We start from the raw sequence: 24,041 nt of genomic DNA, 5'->3' as shown, positions 1-24,041 counted from the left end.
TTTTTAATCTTTGCTTTTTATTTAGAAATATATCCGCTAATCACAGTCTGATTTTTATCTGTATATAGCATCGCAGATGTTAACCTTTTCACCAAATACAGTTGACTTTTATTTCCCGTCATGTTAACCTTTTGTCTATATCAGTTAACAAGTGATTTATATTACACACAAAGGAAGGTAACACCATGATTTCAGAAGTTCATACACACGAAGATCCTATATTGACACGCGAAGAGGCCATCGAGATTTTAAACACTCCGGACGACCAGTTAGATGCTCTCATCGAACGTGCCGGAATCCTCCGTAAAAAATATAAAGGGAACCACGTCAGCATTCATATTCTGACCAATGTCCGCAGTGGTAACTGCTCTCAGGACTGCGCTTACTGTGCGCAATCCTGTCGCTCTAATGCAGACATCGACACTTATAAATGGGTAGAAGACGAAAAATTATACAATGATAATGATTTTGTAAATGAACATCATCTTTCCCGCCACTGTATCGGATTAAGCGGCATGGGATTCACAGATGCAGAGATCGAACAGCTTGCCGGACGTATCCGCAAGATGAAAGAAACCGGAACCCATCTCTGCTGCTCCATCGGATTCTTAACCGAAAAACAGGCAAAAATGTTAAAAGACGCCGGACTTGACCGTATCAATCATAATCTGAACAGCAGCCGTAATTATTACAGTCACATCTGCACCACACACACTTTTGACCAGCGTGTGGAAAATATACATATGCTTCAGAGACTCGGTTTCGAGATCTGCAGCGGTGGAATCATCGGTATGGGCGAAAGCAAAGAAGACGTTGTAGATATGCTTTTGGAACTGAAAGAAATTAATCCGGAAGCTCTCCCGATCAACTTCCTGCTGCCGATTCCGGGTACTCCTCTTGGCGATCAGGATATCTCGGGACTGACTTATGAATATGGCATAAAGGTGCTCTGTCTCGCAAGACTTCTGGTTCCGCAGTCAGACATCCGCTGTGCGGCAGGACGTGAAGTGTATTTCAAAGGACATGAAAAGGAATTGTTAAGTGTTGTAGATTCCATCTTTGCCTCCGGATATCTTACCGCAGGTGGTCAGGGTATTAAAGATACTATTCAGACGATAACAGATGCGGGATTCACTTATGAGATAGAGTCTGCATAAATTGTTATTCTCAGGTTAATAGATACACTTCCGGTCTCACAATAGTTACGGGGATTCTATTAATTCACTACAGCGTTAGCTACCCGGACCAGAATAAAAGTTGGACAGGAATGCTTTTCCAACTTTTATTCTGGTCCGGGTAGCTAGCTTAGTGAATTAAGTAGAAACTACATCTGCTTCCTCACCACCATATACTCATCCCCATTCCGATAATAAGGGCACTGATAATGCTGGTCTGAAATAAGACGCATATATTCATCTTCATCCATATTGATATCGCACATATAACTTTCGTAATCTTCGTCGTATGTATAATAAGTGCAGCTTTCGCAACTATTCTGAGCCATTATAATTCCCCTTTTCTTAATTTGATAATTGAGTTTTTACATTATTGCATAATTTTTTCATTATGATCTGTTTCCCATCGATTATAGCATATTTCTTAGTACTGTACGAAAAAAAGAGCATAAACATTGCGATTACGGGTTGCCCAAGATTTGTTATCCATGCTATATTTTATGTGATATTTTTATCAAAGTAATCACACAAAGAAAAAGTACTAAAGGAAAGGGTTATTATGGATTCAATGTTTAACACTCCACAGGAAGTTGTACAGGCCAACATGAATGGCGCTGTAAAAAAAGCTACAACTTCTAAAAAGAAAGTTTTTTTCATGGGAATCATGGCTGGTGTCTGCATCGCGCTTGGCGCACAGTCCAGTAATGTTGCCATGCATGATATTGCAAATGTCGGTCTTGCACGTCTGGTTGCCGGCTGCGTCTTCCCGGTCGGTCTGATGATGATCGTCTTTATCGGAGGCGAATTGTTCACCGGTGACTGTATGATGACAATGGCCTGTATTAAGAAAAAAATTAGTGTAGCTGCACTCATACGGACACTGGTTATCGTTTATATCGGTAATATGGTTGGTGCTGTTGCTCTGGCATATCTGGTATATCTGTCCGGACAATATAATTATACCAGCGGCGCTCTTGGGGCATTTACGATCAAAGTTGCTCTTGGAAAGGTCAGCTTATCTTTCCTTCCTGCTCTGATTTCCGGAATCTTATGTAACATTCTGGTATGCGCTGCAGTATTGATGGCTTCTACCGCGAAAGATATAGCAGGAAAATCACTTGCTATCTTTTTCCCGATCATGGCATTCGTTGTATCCGGCTTCGAACACTGCGTTGCAAATATGTATTATATTCCGGCCGGAATCTTTGCTTCTATGAATCCGGATTATGTTGCAAAAGCGAAAGAATTATATGGTATCACCGGCAGTCAGATTGCTGCTTTAAACTGGGGAAACTTCTTCACCATCAATCTTCTTCCTGTTACAATCGGTAACATTATCGGTGGCGGATTTATCATCGGCGGATTATTCTTCTACCTGCACGGAAAGAACTGTAAATAAAGGCTTGACGGAATCGTGGATCTTCTGACGATCATTCCCGCTTTCTTCCTTTCCGGATTTGTTATCTTTCGGATGCTGCGTGTAGCATGTCTACACTTCTTACCGTAGGCTATGGTGACATTTACCCAATCACAACTCTGGGACGTATAATGGCAATCTGCATCGCTTATCTGAGGGTTGGTGTCGTTGCTATTCCTACCGGTATTATCAGCGCCGGTTTCGTTGAACAATATCAGCGAAAAAGCAATATTTCCGATCTCAAAGATATGGATATAAAAGAAAATACATTCTACGGTTAAATGATATTATGATCATACGCACAGAAGGCCTGGATAGTTGATACGCTATCCAGACCTTCTATTCTTTTCATCATTTTCTATTCCCGAACCAATCTAGTAATCTTTCCCGGCTCTTATAAGTTTTATTTTTCCAATTCCCGGATCATTTCTACAAGCTTCTCTGCAGTTGCTTCAATTCCAAGCCTGGAACTGTTAATACACAGATCGTACTCATATGGCCTTCCCCAGTTTCTGCCGGTATAATAGTCGTAATAAGCTTTTCTGTCTTTGTCCTTTTTTCTTACCATGGCTGTTGCAGACTTTTCATCTATAGACAACTGTTCCATCTTTCTCTTCACACGCCATTCAAACGGGGCTGCAATAAACAGACTAATATGATCAATCTTTGCTTGTTCCAATATATAGTCCGCACAGCGTCCGACAAATACACAATCTCCTTTTTCTGCAAGTTCTCGTATGATCGAATTATATGCCAGATGCAAAGCATCATTCGCCGTCATTCCATTCAGTTCCTGGTTCGGCACATCATACCATACCTCATGCAGCCACGGATTACGCTTTTTCTCATCTGCTTTTTCCAGCACATCTTTTGGCATCGCTATGATCTTCTCTGCTGCCCTGTCTATTAAATCTCTGTCATATAATTCCAGTCCAAGCTTTTCTGCAACTTTTCTTCCGATTTCGTGGCCACCGCTTCCAAATTCTCTTCCGATACATATAATCATAAGCTTTTCCTCCTTTGTAAGTACCGATTCTCTCGTTTATCTTAAATATAGCTCTTTTCACTGTATTTTTAAACCAACAATCTGAAGGAAATGTCTATTATCAAAATCTTCTTTGCCCGATCTGCATATTTTCTATTTTTTTCTCACAAGCTTCACAACCGTCTCAATATGATCACAAAACGGAAAATTATCCACCGGCTGGATCTTCACAGCCTGGTATCCATGTCTGGTCAGATATTTTAAATCTCTCGCCAGTGTCTCCGGATTGCAGGACACATAGACCACTCTCTTTGGGCCAAGCTTTATCACAGAAGGAAGGAATTTCTCATCACTTCCGGCTCTCGGCGGATCCATGAATACGACGTCTGCTTTTTGGTTCTTCGAAGCCATATCTACCATGAATCTTCCCGCATCACCTGCATAGATCTCGGCATTTGTGATGCCATTTTCTTTTGCATTGATTCTTGCGTCTTTTACCGCATCTTTGTTCAGTTCTACTCCGATCACTTTCTTCGCATTCTTAGCCGCGATCAGACCAATTGTACCGGTTCCGCAGTATGCATCGATCACTGTCTCTTTTCCGGTCAGTTCCGCATAGTCCATGGCTGTATTATAGAGAACTTCTGTCTGCACCGGATTTACCTGATAGAACGATTTTGGAGAAATGCGGAATGTACATCCGCATAACTTGTCTTTGATAAATCCCGGTCCGTAGATCGGCTTTTCCTTTTCTCCCAGTACCATACTGGTCTGCTTGTTATTCACATTCAGTACTACGGTTGTGATCTCCGGATGCACTTTTCTCAAAGCCTTCACAAAGTTATTCTTTGATGGCAGGATCGGTGAGCCCAGTACCAGCACCACCATGATCTCACCAGTTTCAAATCCTCTGCGGACCAGCACATGTCTTAAAAGCCCATATCCGGTATCTTCGTTGTATGTCTTAATCTTAAAAGACGGCAGAAGTTCACGGATCGTGCGGATGATCTCCTGACTCTTCTTATCTTCGATCAGACACTCTTCCACTGCGATCACACGGTGCGTTCCTTCTGCATAAATGCCGGATATGACATTGCCCTTCTTGTCACGGTCAAATACCGCATGTACTTTATTTCTGTAAAAATATGGATGTTCCATGCCAATGATCGGGCTGACTTTGCAGAATCCGCCTAACAGCTGTTCTTCCTGCTTCTGCTTTCTTTTCAGCTGTTCTTTATACGGCATCTTCTGGAACTGGCAACCGCCACATTTTTTATCAATCTTACATGCAGATTCATTCTTTGTCTGCTTTCCGTCTTTCTGTTTCTTATTTTGTATCTTACTCTTCTGCCCGGATTGCCCAGCGCATTTTCGTGCATTTCGCACGGCTGTTGCGGAAGCATTCTTCTTTGGACGGTCGGATGACGTCTTTTGCGATCTCACTGTACAGTCCCTCCTTTTTCCATTGCTTGAATGATTTCTTTACAAGACGGTCCTCTCCGGAATGGAATGTGAGGATTGCAACTTTTCCGCCCGGCTTTAATACACCCGGCAGCTTATCCAGGAAATCATACAATACTTCAAACTCATTATTCACATCAATACGAAGTGCCTGGAATACTCGCTGGCTGGATTTCCGTACTGCTTCTTTTCTTTCTTTTTCCGGGATAAATGCAAGTGTCTCTTCGATCACCTGATGAAGTCCCGTTGTTGTCTCGATCTTGCCGCCTTTGCGGATCTTCTCTGTGATTGCTTCTGCGATTTCTTCTGCATATGGCTCATCCGAATTTTCAATCAACATGCCGGTAAGCTCTTCTTTGGAAATATCCCGCAGTCTTTCTGCTGCGCTGATTCCCTTTTCCGGATTCATACGCAGATCTAAAGGTCCCTCTGCCTTGAATGTAAAACCACGGTCCGGATTGTCAATCTGCATAGATGACACACCCAGATCTGCCAGTACGAAATCAAACTTTCCGGCCTCTTCTGCCACTTTATCGATATTTGCGAAATTCTCAAGCTTTACCGTCAGGATATTCGGCCCGAATCCCTTTTCTTCCAGTCGTTTCTTTGTCTTCGCCGATTCGATCGGGTCTACATCCAGACCATAGATATGCCCTTCTCCCTGCAGTTTTTCCAGCATCTTCGACGTATGACCGCCGTATCCCAATGTTGCATCCAATCCCTGCTGTCCCGGCTGAATGTCAAAAAAGTCCAGAATCTCATTCACACAGATAGAAATATGCATCCCCGCCGGTGTTCCGCCTTTCTTGATGACTTTGGAAATGGTATCTGCATACTTTTCCGGATTCAGCTCTTTGTATTTTTCTTTATAATTTCTCGGATGTGTTCCGGAATACCGGACTCTCCGTTTATGTTTCTTCTCCTGATTTTCCTGATTCTCCATAATCTCTCTCCCATTTTGTCAGTTGTTCCGGTATATCTACATCCCGAAGTTCTGTTTCTTCTGTTTCGCAGAGCAGCACATCATCCATATGTGCTCCGATGATCTGTTTCCCGCCTTTGTCCCCGGAAAGCCTGCTAAGTTCATCAAAAAAGCATCGATCCCACAATACAGGATTTCCCATTTTGCCCTTTCGCCCGGCACATACGATTTTTCCAGGATATTTCTTACCTATATCAAGCATACGGGCAAATGTTGCGGCTGTCAATCCCGGCTGGTCACATACAATGAACATTGCACCTTTTAATTCCGGATTTTCTTCCAGTGCTTTCTGTAGTCCTAATCTCAGGGAATGTGAGATTCCAAGATCCGGTTCCCAGTTCTCCACTACCAACATACCCTGTGCTTCTGCTGCACGTTCTATCTCTTCGAATCTCGTCACCGCTACCTGTGTACATAACGGAAATGCCCGCATCTTACGAAGGGTATGTTCGAACATTCTTCCCCCGTCCAGTTCTTCTAACAGCTTATTACTGCCATATCTGCTTGACTTTCCTGCTGCCAGAAGGATCATTGCATAATCCTTATCCGCCAGACGTGCTTCTGTCGCCCGCACTACAGAACTGCCGATCTTATTCGCCTTATCCGAAATCAGGTAACACAATTTCCTGTCTTTTCTTGGATCTACATCTCCGATCTTCAGACCTTTTTTCACCTGCACACCTTCCTGCAGCATGCCTCGGATCACACCGTCCAGCTGGGAATATACAGGTTTTCCTCCTGTTACGGCAAGAAGCTGTCCCTTCTTTACAATATCTCCGATCTGTGCCTTTGGCTCCATTCGGCCATTGCCAGACGCACGGATCAGGCGCTCCAGCGCATAACCGCCCACATATCCAGGAACGCCGGTATTCGGAATCGGCTGTCCGTCATAGATGATATCCGCAAGCGTCTCACCACGCATCGTTTCTATCACAGCATGAACATCTTTTCCCGCAGTAAATCCCGGACCGAGACCGATCACATACGGTGCATCCGTCCGTCTGGTCCCCATATTTTTCTTTGCAAGGATGGCATCCACAAGTAGATCCGGGTGAAATTCCTTGCGGATCTCGGCTTTCGGATCTACGATCACGGCAATCTTATTTTCTTCCAGTACAGCCAACGCTTCCTGATAATTCCGGACAAGGATTCCTTCTATCCCTTCCACTTTTGCCCTGCCTTCATAAACGGCTCTGGACATCGCCACTTCCCTTCTTACGGTAAGCGGCACTGCAATATCCGTCATGATCACCTGAAAGCCCGCCCGATAAAGTGCTACACCCACGCCGGTAGCCAGGTCTCCGGATCCCCGGACCAATGCCTTTTTCTTATTTTTATAAATTTCTGACATATCTACCATCTTTCTTCCAGCGGAATCAGGTCCGATGTTACGTGGACTTTGCTGATCTGTCCTGAAAACTCTGTATCTTTTGTATTCTTCTCTGATATATACTTCTCTGACAGCTTCTTTCCAATATCTTCCGCAAGCTGCATTGCCGTCTGTTTCTCTTCCTCTGTATCAGCCTGATTCAGTATAACCTGATATTCCATCTCATCCGTCACACATTTGCGTCCTGCACTCCGACTTACCGCAAGTGTCATGATATCTTCTGGACGCAAAATGTCTTCCCCTGTCTTTCCAAGAATTTTCTCCACTTCTCCGATACGAAAACATACATCCTTTATCTTTTTTCCAATCGCACGCATCCCATAGACATTCAGAACTATGCCCGTTTTCTCACAGATCACCGGCTCATGTTCTGCAGGAGCTTTCACTGGAAAATGCTTTGCCCCGTCCGCTTCCAGAAGCAAAAGTACAGGTTCCCGGCTTACTTCTTCCAGAAACTCCTTCTGAAATGATGCAAGCTTTCCTTTCCGTATCTCACGCCCCATCCACACAGCTTCGTAATCCGACAGCTTCTTCCGGAACATTTTCATCGATGGCTCTCCCAGAAAATATTCCGCATTTGTTTTTTGTATATGCGTCGTTGTTGAAACCGCGCATGGAATCCTTCCATCCGAATTTTCCATACATTCCCGGAGCATTGCACGGATCACCGTTGTCTTTCCGCCGCCCCCTACGACCGATACTATCTTGTGAAAATCTCCTTTATAAATTCCAACAGCCTGGCATAAACTGCCAGGCTCTTTCCATTCACCATTCGTATAACTTTTTATCATATATGAATTATTTCTCAGCTTTCTTTTGTGTTCTCGGAAGTGTTAAGTTTAACACAATTGCTACGATCGTTGCAAGTACCACCGGTGATTTTCCAAAGATCGTCGTTACCCATTCCGGGAACTGTGCCAGAGACGCATTTGCCTGTGTCACACCCATTCCGACTGCAACCGCAAGTCCTACTACTGTTGTATTGCGGAAATCCATCGGCTCCGTTGTGATCAGTTTGATACCTGTCATTGTGATCGATGCAAATACCGAGATTGTCGCACCGCCGAGTACACAGTAAGGAATCGTTGTCAGTAAAGAAGAAAACTTCGGAATCAGTCCTGCTGCCAGTAAGATCACGGCGGCCATTCCCATTACCACACGGCTGACTACCTTCGTTGTAGATACAATACCTACATTCTGGCTGTATGTTGCCGTCGGAAGTCCACCGAAGAATGCACAGATAATATTACTGATACCATAGCCCACGATTCCACCTGTCAGTTCTTCGTCTGTCGGCATACGGTCCATAGAACCTGTTGTCGTTGCAGAGAAGTCTCCGATTGCCTGTACCGCATTGATTGCGAACAGGATTCCAATTGCCACACATGCAGAAGGCTCGAATTTGATACCAAAATGCATTGGCTTTGGAAGTTGGAAGAATGATGCCTGTGCAACCGATGAAAAATCTATCATTCCAAAGAATAATGCCACAATATATCCTCCAATGATTCCGATCAGAATCGATGCCAGTTTCCACACACCTTTTCCATAATGGTTCAATACCGTAACGATCACAAGGGTAATCAGTGCTACCAGCCAGTTCTGCCATGCACCGTATGATTTACTGCTTGCACCGCCTGCCATATAGTTGATTGCCGTCGGATACAGAGACAGTCCAATAGAAAATACAACCGTTCCGGTAATCAGCGGCGGGAAAAATTTACGGATTCTCTTAATATTCAGTCCGACTAACAATGCGATCACACCACCAACGATCTGTGCTCCCAGAATCGTTGCAATGTCAAAATCTGCTGCGATTGCCTGCATACTCGGAACATATGCGAAACTGATTCCCATCATCACCGGAAGCGCCGATCCGATGCGGAAACTTTTTGTCTTTATAAAAGGAAATAACTGCAATAATGTAGTCAGTGCCGACATCACCAGTGCAGCCTGTATTAAAATAACGGAATCTTCCTGCGAAAGCCCCGCCACACCCGCAACAATGATCGATGGTGTTACACATCCGACGATCATCGCAAGCACATGCTGGATTGCAAGCGGCAGTGCCTGTCCGATAGAAGGTTTCCCATAAAAATCAAATAATGCCTGATCCATCTGTTTTGCTTCTTTTGTACTCATACATATCCTCCCGTGTACATTCTGCTCTCATATTTTCAACCTTAAATATTATATATTTTTCTGCTTTTTTTGGGTAGACCTGTAGTTATTGAATGTTTTAATGAAACCTTATAAGCTGTGGTTATCAGAGCTATTACATTTCGTTATACACGCATTACATTTTATCATGATAAAGTACTAAAATTCATGATACAATGACAGATAGAGATTAAAGACAAACGGAGGAATGAACAATGGGAATTTTGTCTAATATTGAACCAAAAGAAGTATTTCAGTACTTCGAAGAATTAAGTATGGTACCAAGAAGTACCTTCCACACAAAAAAGATCAGTGATTTTTGTGTAGAATTTGCGAAAGCACACAATCTGGAATATATCCAGGATGAAATGAACAACGTTATCATCAAAAAACCTGGTACTGCCGGATATGAAGACAGTGATCCGGTCATCATCCAGGGACATCTGGACATGGTTGCTACAAAGACAACTGACAGCGATCACGATTTCGAGAATGATCCTTTAGACCTTTTTGTAGATGGTGATCTGATCGGGGCAAAGAACACCACTCTCGGCGGTGACGACGGTATCGCAGTCGCTTATGCTATGGCAATTCTTGCCAGCACAGATATCCCGCATCCACCGATCGAGGCTGTATTTACAGTTGATGAAGAGATCGGTATGGGCGGTGCACATCACCTCGATACATCCGTATTAAAAGGAAAGATCTGCCTGAACATCGACTCTGAGATTGAAGGCGTTATGACAGTCGGATGTGCCGGCGGATACATTTATGATACTTTTATCCCGATCGAATGGAGTGAAGAAAGCGGAACCAAGATGACAATCTCCCTTTCCAATCTGCAGGGAGGACATTCCGGTGCCGAGATTCAGAAGCAGCTCGGAAATGCACATAAGATCATGGGACGTGTTCTGTATGCACTTGCAAAAGATTACGACTTTAACATCGTAAGTACAAACGGCGGAAATGCGGCAAACGTAATCGCACAGTACAATACGACTGAGATCATCGCAGATCCTGCACAGGCTCAGGATATCATAGATGCTGTTGCCGGACTGGAACAGACTATCTACGCTGAATTTGCCGGACAGGAACCTACTTTATCTCTGAAAGCAGTTTCCGATGGCGAGACGACCTTAAAGGCCTTTGATGCAGATACTACTTCACATGTAATCGGATTCCTTTATGGAGCGATCGACGGTGTACAGTGCTATGACCGTGCATTCCCTACCGCTGTAGAATCTTCCCTGAACACAGGTATTGTTGAGACTACTGAAGACACTGTAAAGATTAAATTCCAGGTTCGAAGCTCTGTCGCTACCAAGTTAGATGATATGCAGAACAAACTGGATCTTGCAACGGATCTTGCAAGCGCATCCCGTGAGATTTCCGGTGAATATCCGGCATGGAGCTACAATGCCGATTCTGTGATCCGTCCTAAGGCAATCGAACTTTATAAAGAACTGTTCGGAAAAGAACCTACTGTTGAGACAACTCACGGCGGACTGGAATGTGGAATCTTATACGGCAAGAAGAATGATCTTGATATCATTTCTTTCGGTCCGGATCTTACAGGTGTGCATACATATAATGAACGTGTACATATCGCATCTACACAGCGTATGTGGAACTACCTGAAAGAACTTTTAAAAGCATGTAAATAAACATAAAAATGCAGAGACTTTTGAGGGATTACTTCAATCCTTTTAAAAGTCTCTGCGTTTTTGTTATGTTCTATTACTTCTTCTACTTCATTATATCTGACATTCTAAGAACCGGACGGAATTCTCACAATCAGCTTCTCCTCATCATTTTCCATTATTGTCAGCACCGGTACATGCTTTTTACGAAGCGCATGTACTACCGGATAAGTCGAAAAGACATTTCCATTCACACATACCGCCTCCGGTTTGTATTTCAGAATTTCTTTTACCTGTTCTTTTATCCGCTTTTTCCATTCCTGCTTTTCCATCAAAACTTCTCCATAGATTCCATCTGTCTCCATCTCCGGCGGCTCTGACAGCGGCATCTTATGTACCGTTACATTCTTCATTTCCGGAAGCATATGCAGAAGTTCTTTCACTTCTTCATCACATGTTCCGTAACAGACAATACACGGCGCTTCTACATACTCTTTGAGGCTGATTTCACACGCTTTTACCGCATCCTCCAGATTCTCTGTCGACATCAGAAAGCCGCCTTTATGACAGAATCCTGCTCCTGAAAGTCCGGTTGCTTTCTGTAATGCTTCTCCCTCCAGCCCAAGCCAGGCTTCTGGGAACGCACATTTATAATTCATGGAAAATTCTTTTTTCTGTGGCTGAATGCAATATCCTCCGCGATTTGACGGGAAAATCACAAATGCAATCTCCGTCTCTGACAGCCGTTTCTGGCATGGAACAAATTCCGGAAGAATCAGGATTCTTTCATCACATTTTCCCTCTTCTACTGCATCATCATGTGCCTCCAAAATCTCTTCTATCTTCCTGTCCGCCCTTTCATTTCCACGGAATCTCTCGAACTTGCTTTCCAGTATCATTCCAGCCATACTGACTGCATGAAAGAATGCATCATCATGATTTCCTTTTGCATCCCATGCCGGATTAAAACTTCCGATCAGCGAAGCCAGTTCATTCTTCTCACCGGTATTATCATTCTGATCGAGAGGCTGGACAAAGGATTCATCAAATTTTTCTGCCAGTTCTTCTCCAAGAATCTCCGTTCCTAACTCTTCCCACAAAAGTCCAAATGCCGCATATGGAATCCCGTTTTCCCTGACACGGCTGTCCTTCTGATGATGGTCATATGCTCCCCGTCCGATGTCAAATACAATACCGTCATACTCTTCCGGCACCTGATTTCCCCTTGTAATCTGAATTTCCGGGTTCAGATATAATAACAAGGCCGATGAAAATATATCATCTGCATGAAATTTTCCCCCGTGAGTAAATGCTTTTGCATCTTTCTGTCTGATCTTATTCAATAAATTTTCTTGATTCATAGTTTCTGTTCCTTCTTTGAAAAAGGCAGTTTTTCAACATGTAAGTTCTGAAAAACCACCTTTTTATCATTCTTTATTATATTATTTTGCCAGATATACGTCTGTATTCTCTGTGTCAGAAGCAGATACCTCTGCATGGTTATTTACATAAATACTGATCTGATTTCCCTGGACTTTTCTTCCTGTATCTTCCGCTGTAAATACATGTCCTCCGATAATCACCTTGGTTCCATATGGAATTACATTCGGATCAGTTGCGATTGTCTTTCCTTCTGCAACAGGTGTTCCCGATGCCGTAACTTTAGATGCTTTATCGTAGCAGATCTCGCAAGGACAATAATATGTAATCTGGAAATTTTCAAGTTTCTGTCCATACATGTCCTCTGTTGCATTGGCCTTTTCAATTCCGTCGCCTGTAAGAGAATAATCATCTTTCAGGATACGTGTTGCCCATACTGCATTTTTGGTATTGACTTTTCCTTCGATAATTCCGAGTTTCGTACTTGCAGCCTCTATCGTCCTGCCATCTCCTGCATACATGACCACATGATATACATACCCTTCTTTAGCATAGAAGATCAGATCTCCCGGCTGGGCATCTTCTACAGGAATCTTCGTTCCATACTGGCTTTGATCTTCTGCTACTCTTGGAAGGCTGTATCCATACTGTTTATAAATCTGCTGTACGAATCCAGAGCAGTCTGCACCGTCCGTCAGGCTTGTACCACCCCACACATATGGATTACCGATAAACTGTGACGCAAATTCCAGCATGGATTCCCGGATTTCTCCACTTGGCGATCCCTCTTTTACAGAAGTCAGTGTATAATATAATGCCTGATTTTCTTCTGGTTTTACCGTTTCTTTTGCTGTCTGATATTTATCCTCACCATTCGCTTCAATCTGCTTTTTTGTTTCATCACTGAAGTCCAGATACTTCTGTTCCACAAAGCCTCTGACTGTGACATCGTGCTCTGTACATCTGCCAGAACAACCGACGGCGTACCTACGACAAGTCCAAATGCAAGCAACCCTGCAAGCGTTTTTGTTCCTAATCTTTTTGCGACTTTTACGTTTCTCAGTTTCAAAAATCTGGCTCCTTCCATATATATTTGCATTCATACATCTGTATGGTATAAACAAGATTCTTCCTTTTTTATTCTGGTATAGATTCGTATACACTGATTTTTATTATACACCCTTCATTTTAAAAATTCCACCCTTGTTATTATCCTATTTCTATCAACTACTCAAATATTTTGCTCAATCTTTTCACTGTTGGACATTTTGTTCAAGCAACAATAAAATCCGCCTGGGTAAGCTTAAATCCTTTTCCCAGACGGATTTCCTGTTTTGTCTTATTTTCTTTCGTCGTTCCTTACATATCCAGAGGATATTTTGCAGTCAGCTCTGCAACCATTCCTTTGACTTTTTCAATGTTATCTTCACTCTGAAGTACGAGTGCGATACACTCTGCGATCATATCCATGTCGTCTTCTTTTAATCCTCTTGTTGTAACCGCCGGTGTTCCAAGTCTGACACCGCTTGTCACGAACGGTGATCTTGGATCGTTCGGTACCGTATTTTTGTTACATGTGATGTGTGCGGCATCCAGACGTTTTTCCAGTTCTTTACCGGTCACATCTTCTCCTCTTAAATCAATCAGCATCAGGTGATTATCTGTTCCTCCGGATACAATCTTCACTCCACGGTCCATCAGTCCCTTACTGAGTGCCTGTGCATTTTTGATAATCTGTTTCTGATATTCTGCGAATTCAGGCTCCATGGCTTCTTTGAAGCATACCGCTTTTCCTGCGATCACGTGTTCCAGTGGTCCTCCCTGGATTCCAGGGAATACAGCTTTATTAAAGTTGAATTTATCTGCTGCTTCCTGATTACAGAGGATCAGACCGCCTCTTGGTCCGCGCAGTGTCTTATGTGTTGTCGTTGTTGTGACATCTGCGTACGGGATCGGGCTTGGATGAAGTCCTGCTGCAACAAGTCCTGCGATATGGGCCATATCAACCATCAGGTATGCTCCTACTTCATCCGCGATCTCACGGAATTTTTTGAAATCAATGATTCTTGCATAAGCACTTGCTCCCGCAATGATCATCTTTGGTTTTTCTTTTACTGCGATCTCACGTACCTTATCATAATCGATCACACCCTCGTCGTTCACTCCGTATGATACGACGTTGAAATATTTACCGGAAATATTAGCCGGAGAACCATGTGTCAGATGTCCGCCATGATCCAGGTTCATACCCATGACTTTGTCTCCGGGCTCCAGCATTGCAAAGAATACTGCCAGATTTGCCTGTGCTCCGGAATGTGGCTGTACATTGGCATAATCACAGCCAAATAACTTCTTTGCTCTTTCTCTTGCAAGATCTTCCACTACATCCACACACTGACATCCACCATAGTAACGTTTGCCCGGATAGCCTTCTGCGTATTTATTTGTAAGCGGACTTCCCATTGCTGCCATGACTGCTTTGCTTACCCAGTTCTCCGATGCGATCAGCTCCAGATGCGAATTCTGTCTCTCCATCTCGGCCTGAATGGCGTCTGCAATTTCACTGTCTGCTTTTTTAATTTCATCAAATGCATACATATTTGAGTCCTCCTGGTTTGTTAAAAATTTAATTTATTTAATATGATATCACTTTACCACGGTGAATGCCAGTGTTTTTTGTAAAAAAGAGGAAACCTCTGATGAAATTAATCATCAAAGGTCTCCTTTAATTTATCCATAAATCCTTTTTTCTTTTTGCCTTTATGTTCGTGCTCTTCCGCTTTTTCAGATTTCTCTGCTCCGAGGGAATTGCCGGTCAGCTCATCGAATTTACGCAGTGCTTCTTTTGCTTCGGCACTTAAGTGTTCCGGTGTCTGGACCACAAGTGTCACATAATGATCGCCGCGAACCTGTGCATTTCGAAGAGATGGAACTCCTTTACCTTTCAGACGTACTTTTGTATCTGTCTTGGTTCCCGGTTTTACCGTGTAGATCACTTCTCCATCTACCGTCTTGATACGGATATCCGCACCAAGCGCTGCCTGTGCAAATGTAATCGGTACCGTTGAGAAGATGTGCATATCCTGACGCTGGAAGATTGGATGTCTTGATACCACAACCTCCACCAGAAGATCTCCTCTTGGTCCGCCGTTTACACCCGGCTCACCTTTTTCACGAATTCTGACACTCTGGCCATTATCAATACCTGCAGGAATTGATACGGATATCTTCTTCTTGCTGGCTACATAGCCTGTTCCGCCGCAATCCGGACATTTTTCTTTAATAATCTTACCAGTTCCCTGGCAATCCGGACAGGTCTGTACATTCTGTACCGTTCCAAAGAATGACTGCTGTGTATATACTACCTGACCTTTACCGCCACATTTCGGACAAGTCTCCGGAGATGTTCCCGGTTTGGCACCTGTTCCGTTACATTTCGGACATGGGTCTTTTAATACAACGTCCAATTCTTTCTCGCATCCGAATACAGCCTCTTCGAATGTGATTCTGACACTCTTACGGATATTCATACCTTTCATCGGTCCCTGGTTCGCACGACCGCCTCTGCGTCCGCCGCCGAACAGATCTCCGAAGATATCTCCGAAAATGTCGCCAAAATCAGCACCGTTAAAGTCGAATCCGCCATATCCGCCGCCTGCTCCCGCACTTCCGTCAAAAGCAGCATGACCAAACTGATCATACTGACGGCGTTTTTCCGGATCACTCAAGACTGCATACGCCTCAGAAGCTTCTTTGAACTTCTTTTCAGCTTCAGCATCACCCGGATTCATATCCGGGTGATACTTCTTGGCAACCTGTCTGTATGCTTTTTTCAAAGTTGCTTCGTCAGCATCTTTACTGACCCCAAGCACCTCATAGTAATCTCTTTTTGACTCTGCCATTTCCTATTCCTCACTTAATGTTCTTAGACTTCTTTGTAATCTCCGTCTACGACATCGTCGCCCTGGAATCCTTCTGGTGCCGGGCCTGCTCCTGCATTAGCTCCTGGCTGAGGACCAGCTCCCTGAGCTCCTGCTGCTGCGCCAGCCTGCTCATACATCTTTGTGAAGAGCTTCTGAGCACTCTCTGTCAGTTTTTCTTTACCTGCTTTGATCTCTGCAACCTGCTCATCTGTAAGAGTATCTGTATTTGCTTTTTCAAGTAATTCTTTCAGAGCTTTGCAGTCAGCTTCTACTGCTGCTTTGTCTGCACCGTCAAGCTTGTCGCCAACTTCCTGCAGAGCTTTCTCTGTCTGGAATACCATAGCGTCAGCTTCGTTCTTAGCATCGATTCCTTCTTTACGTTTCTTGTCCTGAGCTTCGAATTCAGCAGCTTCTTTTACAGCTTTGTCGATATCTTCATCAGACATGTTAGATCCTGCTGTAATTGTGATGTGCTGTTCTTTTCCAGTTCCAAGGTCTTTTGCAGATACATTTACGATACCATTTGCATCGATATCGAATGTAACTTCGATCTGTGGGATTCCACGTGGAGCTGGTGCGATTCCGTCCAGTCTGAACTGTCCGAGAGATTTGTTATCTCTTGCAAACTGTCTTTCTCCCTGTACTACGTTGATATCAACGGCTGTCTGGTTATCAGCAGCTGTAGAGAAGATCTGGCTCTTCTTTGTAGGAATTGTTGTATTTCTCTCGATCAGACGAGTAGCTACACCACCCATTGTCTCGATAGACAGTGACAGTGGAGTTACATCCAGAAGAAGGATGTCGCCGGCGCCTGTATCTCCTGCAAGTTTACCACCCTGAACAGATGCTCCAAGTGCTACACACTCATCCGGGTTCAGAGATTTGCTTGGCTCTTTACCTGTCAGACGTTTTACTTCTTCCTGTACTGCAGGGATACGTGTAGATCCACCAACTAACAGTACCTGACCAAGTTCAGAAGCTGTGATACCAGCATCTGATAATGCTCTCTGTACCGGCTCAGATGTCTTCAGTACAAGATCATGTGTCAGTTCATCAAATTTAGCTCTTGTAAGGTTCATATCGAAATGTTTTGGACCTTCTGCTGTAGCTGTGATGAATGGAAGGTTGATGTTTGTTGTTGTTGCTGAAGAAAGTTCTTTTTTAGCTTTCTCAGCTGCTTCTTTTAATCTCTGAAGTGCCATCTTATCTGCAGATAAGTCAACACCTTCCTGTTTCTTAAATTCAGCGATCATGTAGTCTGTAATCTTCTGGTCGAAGTCATCTCCACCAAGTCTGTTGTTACCGGCTGTAGATAATACTTCGATAACTCCGTCACCGATCTCGATAACAGATACGTCGAATGTACCACCACCAAGGTCATATACCATGATCTTCTGTTCTTTTTCATTGTCAAGACCATATGCAAGAGCTGCTGCTGTTGGCTCGTTGATGATACGTTTTACATCAAGTCCTGCAATCTTACCTGCATCTTTTGTTGCCTGACGCTGAGCATCGTTGAAGTAAGCAGGTACTGTGATAACAGCTTCTGTTACTTTTTCTCCAAGATATCCTTCTGCATCTGCTTTCAGTTTCTGAAGGATCATTGCTGAGATCTCCTGTGGAGAATATTTCTTATCTTCAATTGTTACCTTGTAGTCGGTTCCCATCTCTCTCTTGATAGAAGAGATTGTTCTCTCTGCGTTTGTTACTGCCTGACGTTTTGCAGGTTCTCCGACAAGACGCTCACCTGTCTTTGTAAATGCTACTACAGATGGTGTTGTTCTTGCGCCTTCTGTGTTGGCGATAACTGTTGGCTGTCCACCTTCCATTACGGCTACACAGCTGTTTGTTGTTCCTAAATCAATACCTATAATTTTACCCATGATAAATTTCCTCCTGTATGATTTTTTATTCTGATAATTGTGAATGTTCTTGTTTCTAGTTTGCTACTTTTACCATGCTGTGTCTTACAACTGAATCACGGTATGTGTAGCCCTTCTGAAATTCCTCGGCAACAATATTCTCACCGAAGTTTTCATCTTCCACATGCATCACTGCGTTGTGGAAATTCGGATCAAACGGCTGGCCTACTGCTTCAATAGGCTTAACCTCGATTCCTTCCAGAGTGGTAAGCAGATGTTTATACACCTTCTCCATTCCCTGAACGAACGGATCTTCTTTGTCTTCTTCCTTCACTGCATCCAGACCTCTTTCAAAGTTGTCTACAACTGGAAGAATCTTCTCTATGATATCTTTCGCTCCAACTTCGTACATCTGGGATTTTTCCTTTTCTGTACGTTTGCGGAAGTTATCAAACTCTGCCATCTGACGGGTAAGCTTATCTGTAAGCTCTTCGATCTTCTCGTCTTTTTTATCTTTTTTCTTGCCAAATAATTTTTTGCCAGATTTCTTTTCTGTATCTTTCGCTGTCTCTTCGGCTTCTTCGTTTTCCACTTTTTCAGAAGTTTCTGTTGTCTCGTCTGTATCCGTCTCTGCTTCTTTTGCTTCAGCAGCAGATTTTTTTGCCTCTTCTACAGCTTCTTTTACCATATCTTCCTGGCTTTTTTCCTGCTTATTTTCCAAGGGTTATTCCACCTTTCTATCATTCTTATGGAACATCTGATCCAGTTCTGTCTGGAGACGTTTCATAGATTTTAAAACATGTTCATAATCCATACGTTTCGGTCCGATAATTCCTATCGTTCCCTTCATACCATCACCCAGTTCGTAGGTTGCAGTTACGACACTGCAGTCTCTCATAGTCTGTACCGGAGTCTCATCTCCGATATATACCTGAATGCCGGTATTCTCATCCTGTGCCAGGGTCTGTGTAACCAGTTCGGATAACTGCTGTTTTTCTTCAAATGCACTGATGATTTCCTGTGCGCTCTGGTTATCACTCAGCTCCGGATATTTGAAAATGTTCGTCGCACCGCTTGTGTAGATCTGCATATCATCATCTACATGAATCGCATCTGCAACTGCATCCAGTACATATCCGACTACCTGACTGTGGATTCCTGCCTGCTCCTTTAATCTGGCGATCAATCCCAGGTTGATTTCTTCGATCGACATGCCGTTGAGTGTTGTATTCAGCAGCATATTCAGCTTTAACAGATTCTCATTGCTGATCGGCTCATCAATGTTAATGATCTTATTCTTGATCACATTGCCTCCCAGTACGATGACTGCGATCACCTGTTCCTCATCTACCATAGATAACTGGATGAACTTAATCTTGTTTGAATTGTTCATCGGAGTCGAAACCATCGTTGCATAGTTGGTATTCGTTGCAAGAACCTTTGCTGCCTGTTTCAAAAGCTGATCCATCTTATCTGCTTTGTCAAGCATCTGATCCTGCATCTCATTCAGCTCCTGCTCTTTCTCCTCCATCAGCATATCTACATAGAGCCTGTATCCTTTATCCGAAGGAATACGTCCTGCCGACGTATGAGGCTGGATGATATATCCCATCTCTTCCAGATCTGCCATCTCATTACGGATCGTTGCTGAACTAAGATTCAGATCCGTGTACTTGGAAATCGTTCTGGAACCAACCGGTTCACCTGTCTCCAGATAATTCTGGATGATTGCATGAAGTATTTTCAGTTTTCTTTCACTCATCTCTTCATGATTTATCACCGGTACCTCCTCCTTTCGGTTTCTGGTTATTAGCACTCTTTTTATCTGAGTGCTAACACCTTTCGACTATTAAGATAGCACTCTCACATATTTTTGTCAACACTGTTTAGATATTTTTTAGAAAATGTAAAAAACCTTCTGATTACCACTTCTTTCGAATGCACATCAACGCAAACAGGCAGACTACTTATAATATATTGTCTGCCTGTTAATCACTTTATTCTTTTTCGTTTATATTGTTTTTAACGCAATTCCAAGGATATGTTTTGCACATCTCTGGAGATCCGCTTTGGTAATCCTTCCATTTTTTACGCCGTCTACAATATCCTCTACATTTTTCCTGCATCCTGGCATCTGAAGATCATTTCCTGCCTTAATGCACTGTACACCATCGGAATAGCTGTATTTTCCGCTTTCTGATACCATTCCAAGTGCCGTCGTATCCTGAGACGTATACCAGTCTGTCATAATAAAGCCTTCAAATCCCCATTCATCACGCGCTACATTCTGAAGCATGTCATAATGATTGGCGGCATGTGTTCCATTGATCAGATTATACGATGTCATGATCGCATATGGCTGTGCTGTCTTCACCGCAATTTCGAATCCTTTCAGATAGATTTCTCTTAATGCACGTTCGCTGATATGTGCGTTCGTGAACATACGGTTGTCTTCCTGATTATTTGCCGCAAAATGCTTGATCGTCGTTCCATGTCCTTTGTAAGACTGTACACCCTTTGTATCGGCTGCCGCACACAGTCCGGTAAGCAGTGGATCTTCCGAATAATATTCAAAGTTTCTTCCACACAATGGATTTCTGTGAATATTCATGCCCGGTGCCAGCCACAGGTGAATATGAAACTGTTCCATCTCTTCTCCGACAATCTCACCCATTCTCTTGATAAGATCCACATCCCATGACTGCGCAAGTGTCGTCGCAATCGGGATTGCCGTACAGTACTGGTAATAATCCTGCGCTCCTTCCGGCTGCTCTTTCGCAAACGGTGCAATTTCCATTCCGAACTGTTCCCCACCCGGTAATTTATTGCCTTCTTTATCCGTTTTAAAATGTGTCTGTAACCGTAATCCTGCCGGTCCATCTGCAAGGATCAGATTCGGGATCTTCCGCTTCTCGATCAGTGCCGACGTCGTATCCCCTGCTGCTCCCGGCACACATGCAGAAGATGACCCGATTACATTGCCGCCTTCTTCCAGTCGTTCGGTTCCGACACAAAGATCGGCCATCTCTTCTACCGTAAGCTGTGCAACCAATTCTTCGAGTGATGCTGCCCCCTTCTTCACATCCTCCAGTGTTAATATCTCGTCCGGTCTTTTATCTTCCAGCGTAGTACGTAGCACTTCATATTCCATGATCTTTTTCTTAAAGTTTTCCGCATAGATCAATATCGGACGCATAAATGGTGTGTCATCCAGTTCCAGGTCAAAGATTGGGACCATATGATGAATCTCTTTTACAAATTCCTTATCCTTCATCACATTCTTTAAAAGAACCGTCTGAACTGTTTCATCCAGATCTATGATCGCGGCTACTTCCGTTGTACGTGAACTGTTCCCCACACGAATCGTATACTCGCCTTCCTCCATGACCCATGCTGCATCATAACTGTCATAAGATGCCATATCTTCTGTCGCAAATGTAACTGTTACCACTTCTTTTTCTCCCGGCATGAGAAGCTTTGTCTTGGCAAATCCTGCAAGCTCCTGTGTTGGTTTTTCCATAACTCCATCCGGTGCCGAATAATAAACTTGTACGACTTCTCTTCCCGGATATACCTTACCGATATTCGTCACTTCCACTTCTACCTTTACCAGCTTTTCATCTGCGGTCACTTCTTTGGTCACCAATGAGAAATCCGTGTATCCTTTTCCATACCCAAAGCAATACAACGGCATGATTCCAAATGTATCAAAATAACGATATCCGACATAAATCCCGTCACTATAGTATTCATCATCCAGATTGTCATCGCGGTAACTGAAAGTTCTCGATGACGGATAGTCATCATAAGATCTTGCCCATGTATCTGTTAATTTTCCTGACGGAACTGTTTTAGCCATCAAGACATCCGCCACTGCATGGCCACCCATATTTCCAGTCTGTCCGGTCAGAAGGATTGCCTGCACTCCGGAAATCTTCCGCAATTCTGTCAGATCTATCACGCCTCCTGTATTCAATAATACAACACAATTCGAATAATTTTCCGTCATAAACCGGATGTTCTGCAATTCTCTGTCACTCAGATAATAATCTCCTTTTTCTGCCCGCCGGTCTTTTCCCTCTCCGGAATTTCTTGCAAGCACATAAATGGCCGCATCTGCCTCTTTGATATCTGTCTCTTCGACAATTGGCTGCTCCGGTTCCTGAAACGGATGTTTGAACCCAAGGATTACCGATGGCTCTCCCGTCTCATCTGACATATCTTTTAATTTTTTCAAATATGTTTTCTGCGCCTCTTCCAGATCCCGGTCGTATCTGTCAAGCCAGTCTTCTGTCACGATCTCAAATCCGGCTTCTTCTAATCCCCGTGCGATTGAAACTGTTTTTCTTACATTGACATCTCCGGATCCTGTTCCTCCTTTCACCGTATGTCTGGCTCCCGTTCCATATAATGCAATCTTTTTTATCTTATCTGAAAATGGTAATACACCGTCATTCTCCAAAAGGACCATACATTCCCCGGCCAGATGACGTACTTCATTCTCATGCTCTGTCTCATACTTCTGAATTTCATTTGTTTTCGATGCATAAATCTGTGCCATATATCTTCCTCTTTTCCTATATTATATTTTTCAAATTATAATGCTTCTGTTTCTGATTTTTGTATTTTGCTTGCAGAAATATCAGCTCTGTGAAAAATTTTAACACATTCTTCTGTCATTTTTCCATACTTAACATCCATTATTTCAGATACATTACGGACATCTTAATTGCGGTATTGTAATTATTTTTATTTTTGTTGTTATTCCAACAACATTCTTTTTCTTCTTTATAGTACACTAATACCTGCAAAACAACTGATACCATTTTAAACATATTTCTATTTTTTAAGAAAAGGAGAATCATTATGATCAGAAAAATAATCCATATAAATGAAGAAAAATGTAACGGATGCGGTGCATGTGCCAACGCCTGTCACGAAGGTGCCATTCAGATGGTTGATGGAAAAGCCCGATTAATGCGCGATGATTTTTGCGATGGCCTTGGTGACTGTCTGCCGGCCTGTCCGACAAATGCAATCACATTTGAAGAACGTGAAGCGGATGCTTATGATGATGATGCAGTAAAAGCACATCTTGCCGCCAAAGGACCGGAAGCACTTAAGAAACACCTTGATGCAAAAAAAGCACATGCTCACGATAATGATGCACCAGCTCCACATCATGGTGGATGTCCGGGTTCTATGGCTCGTGAAATTCAACACACTCATAATAATGTTGCAAGTGCTTCTAATAATATGTCAGGAAGTACACCGACCGCTTACTCCATGGAAAGTCAGCTTCGTCAGTGGCCGGTCCAGATCAAGCTTGCTCCGCTGAGCGCACCATATTTCCAGAACGCAAATCTGCTGATTGCAGCCGACTGTACCGCATATGCATATGGCAACTTCCACAACCAATTCATTAAGAATCACGTTGTACTGATTGGATGTCCGAAACTGGATGCAGTTGATTATACGGAGAAATTAACCGAGATCATCAAGCATAATGATTTCAAAAGTCTTACTATCGTCCGTATGGAAGTTCCTTGCTGCGGAGGACTGGAGCATGCCGCTACAGAAGCGTTAAAAGCAAGCGGGAAGTTTATTCCTTGGCAGGTGGTGACGATTGGGATTGATGGAACTATAAAGGATATTTAATACATGAA

The 24,041-nt window shown here is 43.2% G+C and carries 21 protein-coding genes; 5 read left to right on the top strand and 16 right to left on the bottom strand.

The window, feature by feature from the left end; all coding sequences use genetic code 11:
• Nucleotides 1–185: 185 nt before the first annotated feature.
• Complete coding sequence (gene bioB / locus NCY30_RS08690) at nt 186–1,157, top strand: biotin synthase BioB (protein ID WP_006426049.1); 972 nt, start codon at nt 186–188, stop codon at nt 1,155–1,157.
• Nucleotides 1,158–1,324: 167 nt separating this feature from the next.
• On the opposite strand, the gene NCY30_RS08685 is transcribed toward bioB, so the two are convergent.
• Nucleotides 1,325–1,504: a DUF6472 family protein gene (locus tag NCY30_RS08685; protein ID WP_006426050.1), complete on the bottom strand. Its 180-nt coding sequence runs from the start codon at nt 1,502–1,504 to the stop codon at nt 1,325–1,327.
• Nucleotides 1,505–1,734: 230 nt separating this feature from the next.
• Here NCY30_RS08685 and NCY30_RS08680 point away from each other — a divergent pair, with 230 nt between their 5' ends.
• Nucleotides 1,735–2,574, top strand: a complete 840-nt coding sequence (locus NCY30_RS08680) for a formate/nitrite transporter family protein (protein ID WP_055180918.1) — start codon at nt 1,735–1,737, stop codon at nt 2,572–2,574.
• Nucleotides 2,575–2,660: 86 nt separating this feature from the next.
• Nucleotides 2,661–2,873: a potassium channel family protein gene (locus NCY30_RS08675; protein ID WP_055195119.1), complete on the top strand. Its 213-nt coding sequence runs from the start codon at nt 2,661–2,663 to the stop codon at nt 2,871–2,873.
• A 122-nt stretch (nt 2,874–2,995) separates the two neighbouring features.
• On the opposite strand, the gene NCY30_RS08670 is transcribed toward NCY30_RS08675, so the two are convergent.
• The 6 genes from NCY30_RS08670 to NCY30_RS08645 form a co-directional block, all read right to left on the bottom strand.
• Nucleotides 2,996–3,598: a cytidylate kinase-like family protein gene (locus tag NCY30_RS08670; RefSeq protein ID WP_006426053.1), complete on the bottom strand. Its 603-nt coding sequence runs from the start codon at nt 3,596–3,598 to the stop codon at nt 2,996–2,998.
• Between the two features lie 132 nt (nt 3,599–3,730).
• A complete protein-coding gene (gene rlmD / locus NCY30_RS08665) occupies nt 3,731–5,020 on the bottom strand; it encodes a 23S rRNA (uracil(1939)-C(5))-methyltransferase RlmD (RefSeq protein ID WP_330376462.1) in 1,290 nt (429 codons plus the stop codon).
• On the bottom strand, nt 4,917–5,981 hold the full coding sequence (rsmH, locus tag NCY30_RS08660) for a 16S rRNA (cytosine(1402)-N(4))-methyltransferase RsmH (RefSeq protein WP_006426055.1): 1,065 nt from the start codon (nt 5,979–5,981) through the stop codon (nt 4,917–4,919). Before rsmH ends, rlmD begins: the two co-directional genes overlap by 104 nt.
• Entirely contained in the window at nt 5,947–7,371 is a 1,425-nt protein-coding gene (gene yqeB / locus NCY30_RS08655; RefSeq protein WP_044919272.1) for a selenium-dependent molybdenum cofactor biosynthesis protein YqeB, read from the bottom strand. The genes rsmH and yqeB overlap by 35 nt, the downstream gene beginning before the upstream one ends.
• A 2-nt stretch (nt 7,372–7,373) precedes the next feature.
• Nucleotides 7,374–8,201: a selenium cofactor biosynthesis protein YqeC gene (yqeC, locus tag NCY30_RS08650; protein ID WP_161169839.1), complete on the bottom strand. Its 828-nt coding sequence runs from the start codon at nt 8,199–8,201 to the stop codon at nt 7,374–7,376.
• A gap of 7 nt (nt 8,202–8,208) precedes the next feature.
• Nucleotides 8,209–9,552, bottom strand: coding sequence for a uracil-xanthine permease family protein (locus NCY30_RS08645; RefSeq protein WP_022415402.1), 1,344 nt, complete (start codon nt 9,550–9,552; stop codon nt 8,209–8,211).
• A gap of 233 nt (nt 9,553–9,785) precedes the next feature.
• Between NCY30_RS08645 and NCY30_RS08640 the strand changes: the two genes are divergently transcribed.
• Entirely contained in the window at nt 9,786–11,234 is a 1,449-nt protein-coding gene (locus NCY30_RS08640; RefSeq protein ID WP_173817809.1) for an aminoacyl-histidine dipeptidase, read from the top strand.
• A 104-nt stretch (nt 11,235–11,338) separates the two neighbouring features.
• On the opposite strand, the gene NCY30_RS08635 is transcribed toward NCY30_RS08640, so the two are convergent.
• From NCY30_RS08635 to NCY30_RS08595, 9 genes are all read right to left on the bottom strand, one after another.
• Complete coding sequence (locus tag NCY30_RS08635) at nt 11,339–12,571, bottom strand: MYG1 family protein (RefSeq protein ID WP_022415401.1); 1,233 nt, start codon at nt 12,569–12,571, stop codon at nt 11,339–11,341.
• A gap of 81 nt (nt 12,572–12,652) precedes the next feature.
• Nucleotides 12,653–13,519 carry a C40 family peptidase gene (locus tag NCY30_RS08630; RefSeq protein WP_330620039.1) on the bottom strand — a complete coding sequence of 289 codons (867 nt, stop codon included), beginning with the start codon at nt 13,517–13,519 and terminating at the stop codon, nt 12,653–12,655.
• Entirely contained in the window at nt 13,426–13,659 is a 234-nt protein-coding gene (locus NCY30_RS08625; RefSeq protein WP_173792730.1) for a hypothetical protein, read from the bottom strand. Before NCY30_RS08625 ends, NCY30_RS08630 begins: the two co-directional genes overlap by 94 nt.
• A 290-nt stretch (nt 13,660–13,949) precedes the next feature.
• The gene (gene glyA / locus NCY30_RS08620; RefSeq protein ID WP_250818633.1) at nt 13,950–15,188 is read right to left on the bottom strand and encodes a serine hydroxymethyltransferase; all 1,239 of its coding nucleotides are present in this window, start codon (nt 15,186–15,188) and stop codon (nt 13,950–13,952) included.
• Between the two features lie 107 nt (nt 15,189–15,295).
• Nucleotides 15,296–16,492, bottom strand: a complete 1,197-nt coding sequence (gene dnaJ / locus NCY30_RS08615; protein ID WP_006427032.1) for a molecular chaperone DnaJ — start codon at nt 16,490–16,492, stop codon at nt 15,296–15,298.
• 23 nt (nt 16,493–16,515) lie between these two features.
• A complete protein-coding gene (dnaK, locus tag NCY30_RS08610) occupies nt 16,516–18,396 on the bottom strand; it encodes a molecular chaperone DnaK (protein ID WP_006427033.1) in 1,881 nt (626 codons plus the stop codon).
• A 55-nt stretch (nt 18,397–18,451) separates the two neighbouring features.
• Nucleotides 18,452–19,063: a nucleotide exchange factor GrpE gene (gene grpE, locus NCY30_RS08605; protein ID WP_006427034.1), complete on the bottom strand. Its 612-nt coding sequence runs from the start codon at nt 19,061–19,063 to the stop codon at nt 18,452–18,454.
• 36 nt (nt 19,064–19,099) lie between these two features.
• Nucleotides 19,100–20,137, bottom strand: coding sequence for a heat-inducible transcriptional repressor HrcA (hrcA, locus tag NCY30_RS08600; RefSeq protein ID WP_006427035.1), 1,038 nt, complete (start codon nt 20,135–20,137; stop codon nt 19,100–19,102).
• A gap of 249 nt (nt 20,138–20,386) precedes the next feature.
• Nucleotides 20,387–22,936, bottom strand: a complete 2,550-nt coding sequence (locus NCY30_RS08595) for a glycoside hydrolase family 3 protein (protein ID WP_195369686.1) — start codon at nt 22,934–22,936, stop codon at nt 20,387–20,389.
• Nucleotides 22,937–23,241: 305 nt separating this feature from the next.
• On the opposite strand from NCY30_RS08595, the gene NCY30_RS08590 reads away from it, so the two are divergent.
• Nucleotides 23,242–24,033, top strand: coding sequence for an ATP-binding protein (locus NCY30_RS08590; RefSeq protein WP_055195131.1), 792 nt, complete (start codon nt 23,242–23,244; stop codon nt 24,031–24,033).
• Nucleotides 24,034–24,041 lie beyond the last annotated feature (8 nt).

Source organism: Dorea sp. MB18-49, assembly GCF_023669465.1.
Lineage (GTDB): Bacteria > Bacillota > Clostridia > Lachnospirales > Lachnospiraceae > Dorea_A > Dorea_A longicatena.
Note: the sequence above shows the minus strand (reverse complement) of the source record. Positions and strands in the feature narration are given on the sequence as shown.

Bases quoted from the DNA above. Each gene is read 5' to 3' on its own strand.
- bioB (WP_006426049.1), top strand. From the start codon at position 186: ATGATTTCAGAAGTTCATACACACGAAGATCCTATATTGACACGCGAA.
- NCY30_RS08685 (WP_006426050.1), bottom strand. From the start codon at position 1,504: ATGGCTCAGAATAGTTGCGAAAGCTGCACTTATTATACATACGACGAA.
- NCY30_RS08680 (WP_055180918.1), top strand. From the start codon at position 1,735: ATGGATTCAATGTTTAACACTCCACAGGAAGTTGTACAGGCCAACATG.
- NCY30_RS08675 (WP_055195119.1), top strand. From the start codon at position 2,661: ATGTCTACACTTCTTACCGTAGGCTATGGTGACATTTACCCAATCACA.
- NCY30_RS08670 (WP_006426053.1), bottom strand. From the start codon at position 3,598: ATGATTATATGTATCGGAAGAGAATTTGGAAGCGGTGGCCACGAAATC.
- rsmH (WP_006426055.1), bottom strand. From the start codon at position 5,981: ATGGAGAATCAGGAAAATCAGGAGAAGAAACATAAACGGAGAGTCCGG.
- yqeB (WP_044919272.1), bottom strand. From the start codon at position 7,371: ATGTCAGAAATTTATAAAAATAAGAAAAAGGCATTGGTCCGGGGATCC.
- yqeC (WP_161169839.1), bottom strand. From the start codon at position 8,201: ATGATAAAAAGTTATACGAATGGTGAATGGAAAGAGCCTGGCAGTTTA.
- NCY30_RS08645 (WP_022415402.1), bottom strand. From the start codon at position 9,552: ATGAGTACAAAAGAAGCAAAACAGATGGATCAGGCATTATTTGATTTT.
- NCY30_RS08640 (WP_173817809.1), top strand. From the start codon at position 9,786: ATGGGAATTTTGTCTAATATTGAACCAAAAGAAGTATTTCAGTACTTC.
- NCY30_RS08635 (WP_022415401.1), bottom strand. From the start codon at position 12,571: ATGAATCAAGAAAATTTATTGAATAAGATCAGACAGAAAGATGCAAAA.
- glyA (WP_250818633.1), bottom strand. From the start codon at position 15,188: ATGTATGCATTTGATGAAATTAAAAAAGCAGACAGTGAAATTGCAGAC.
- dnaJ (WP_006427032.1), bottom strand. From the start codon at position 16,492: ATGGCAGAGTCAAAAAGAGATTACTATGAGGTGCTTGGGGTCAGTAAA.
- dnaK (WP_006427033.1), bottom strand. From the start codon at position 18,396: ATGGGTAAAATTATAGGTATTGATTTAGGAACAACAAACAGCTGTGTA.
- grpE (WP_006427034.1), bottom strand. From the start codon at position 19,063: ATGGTAAAAGAAGCTGTAGAAGAGGCAAAAAAATCTGCTGCTGAAGCA.
- hrcA (WP_006427035.1), bottom strand. From the start codon at position 20,137: ATGAGTGAAAGAAAACTGAAAATACTTCATGCAATCATCCAGAATTAT.
- NCY30_RS08595 (WP_195369686.1), bottom strand. From the start codon at position 22,936: ATGGCACAGATTTATGCATCGAAAACAAATGAAATTCAGAAGTATGAG.
- NCY30_RS08590 (WP_055195131.1), top strand. From the start codon at position 23,242: ATGATCAGAAAAATAATCCATATAAATGAAGAAAAATGTAACGGATGC.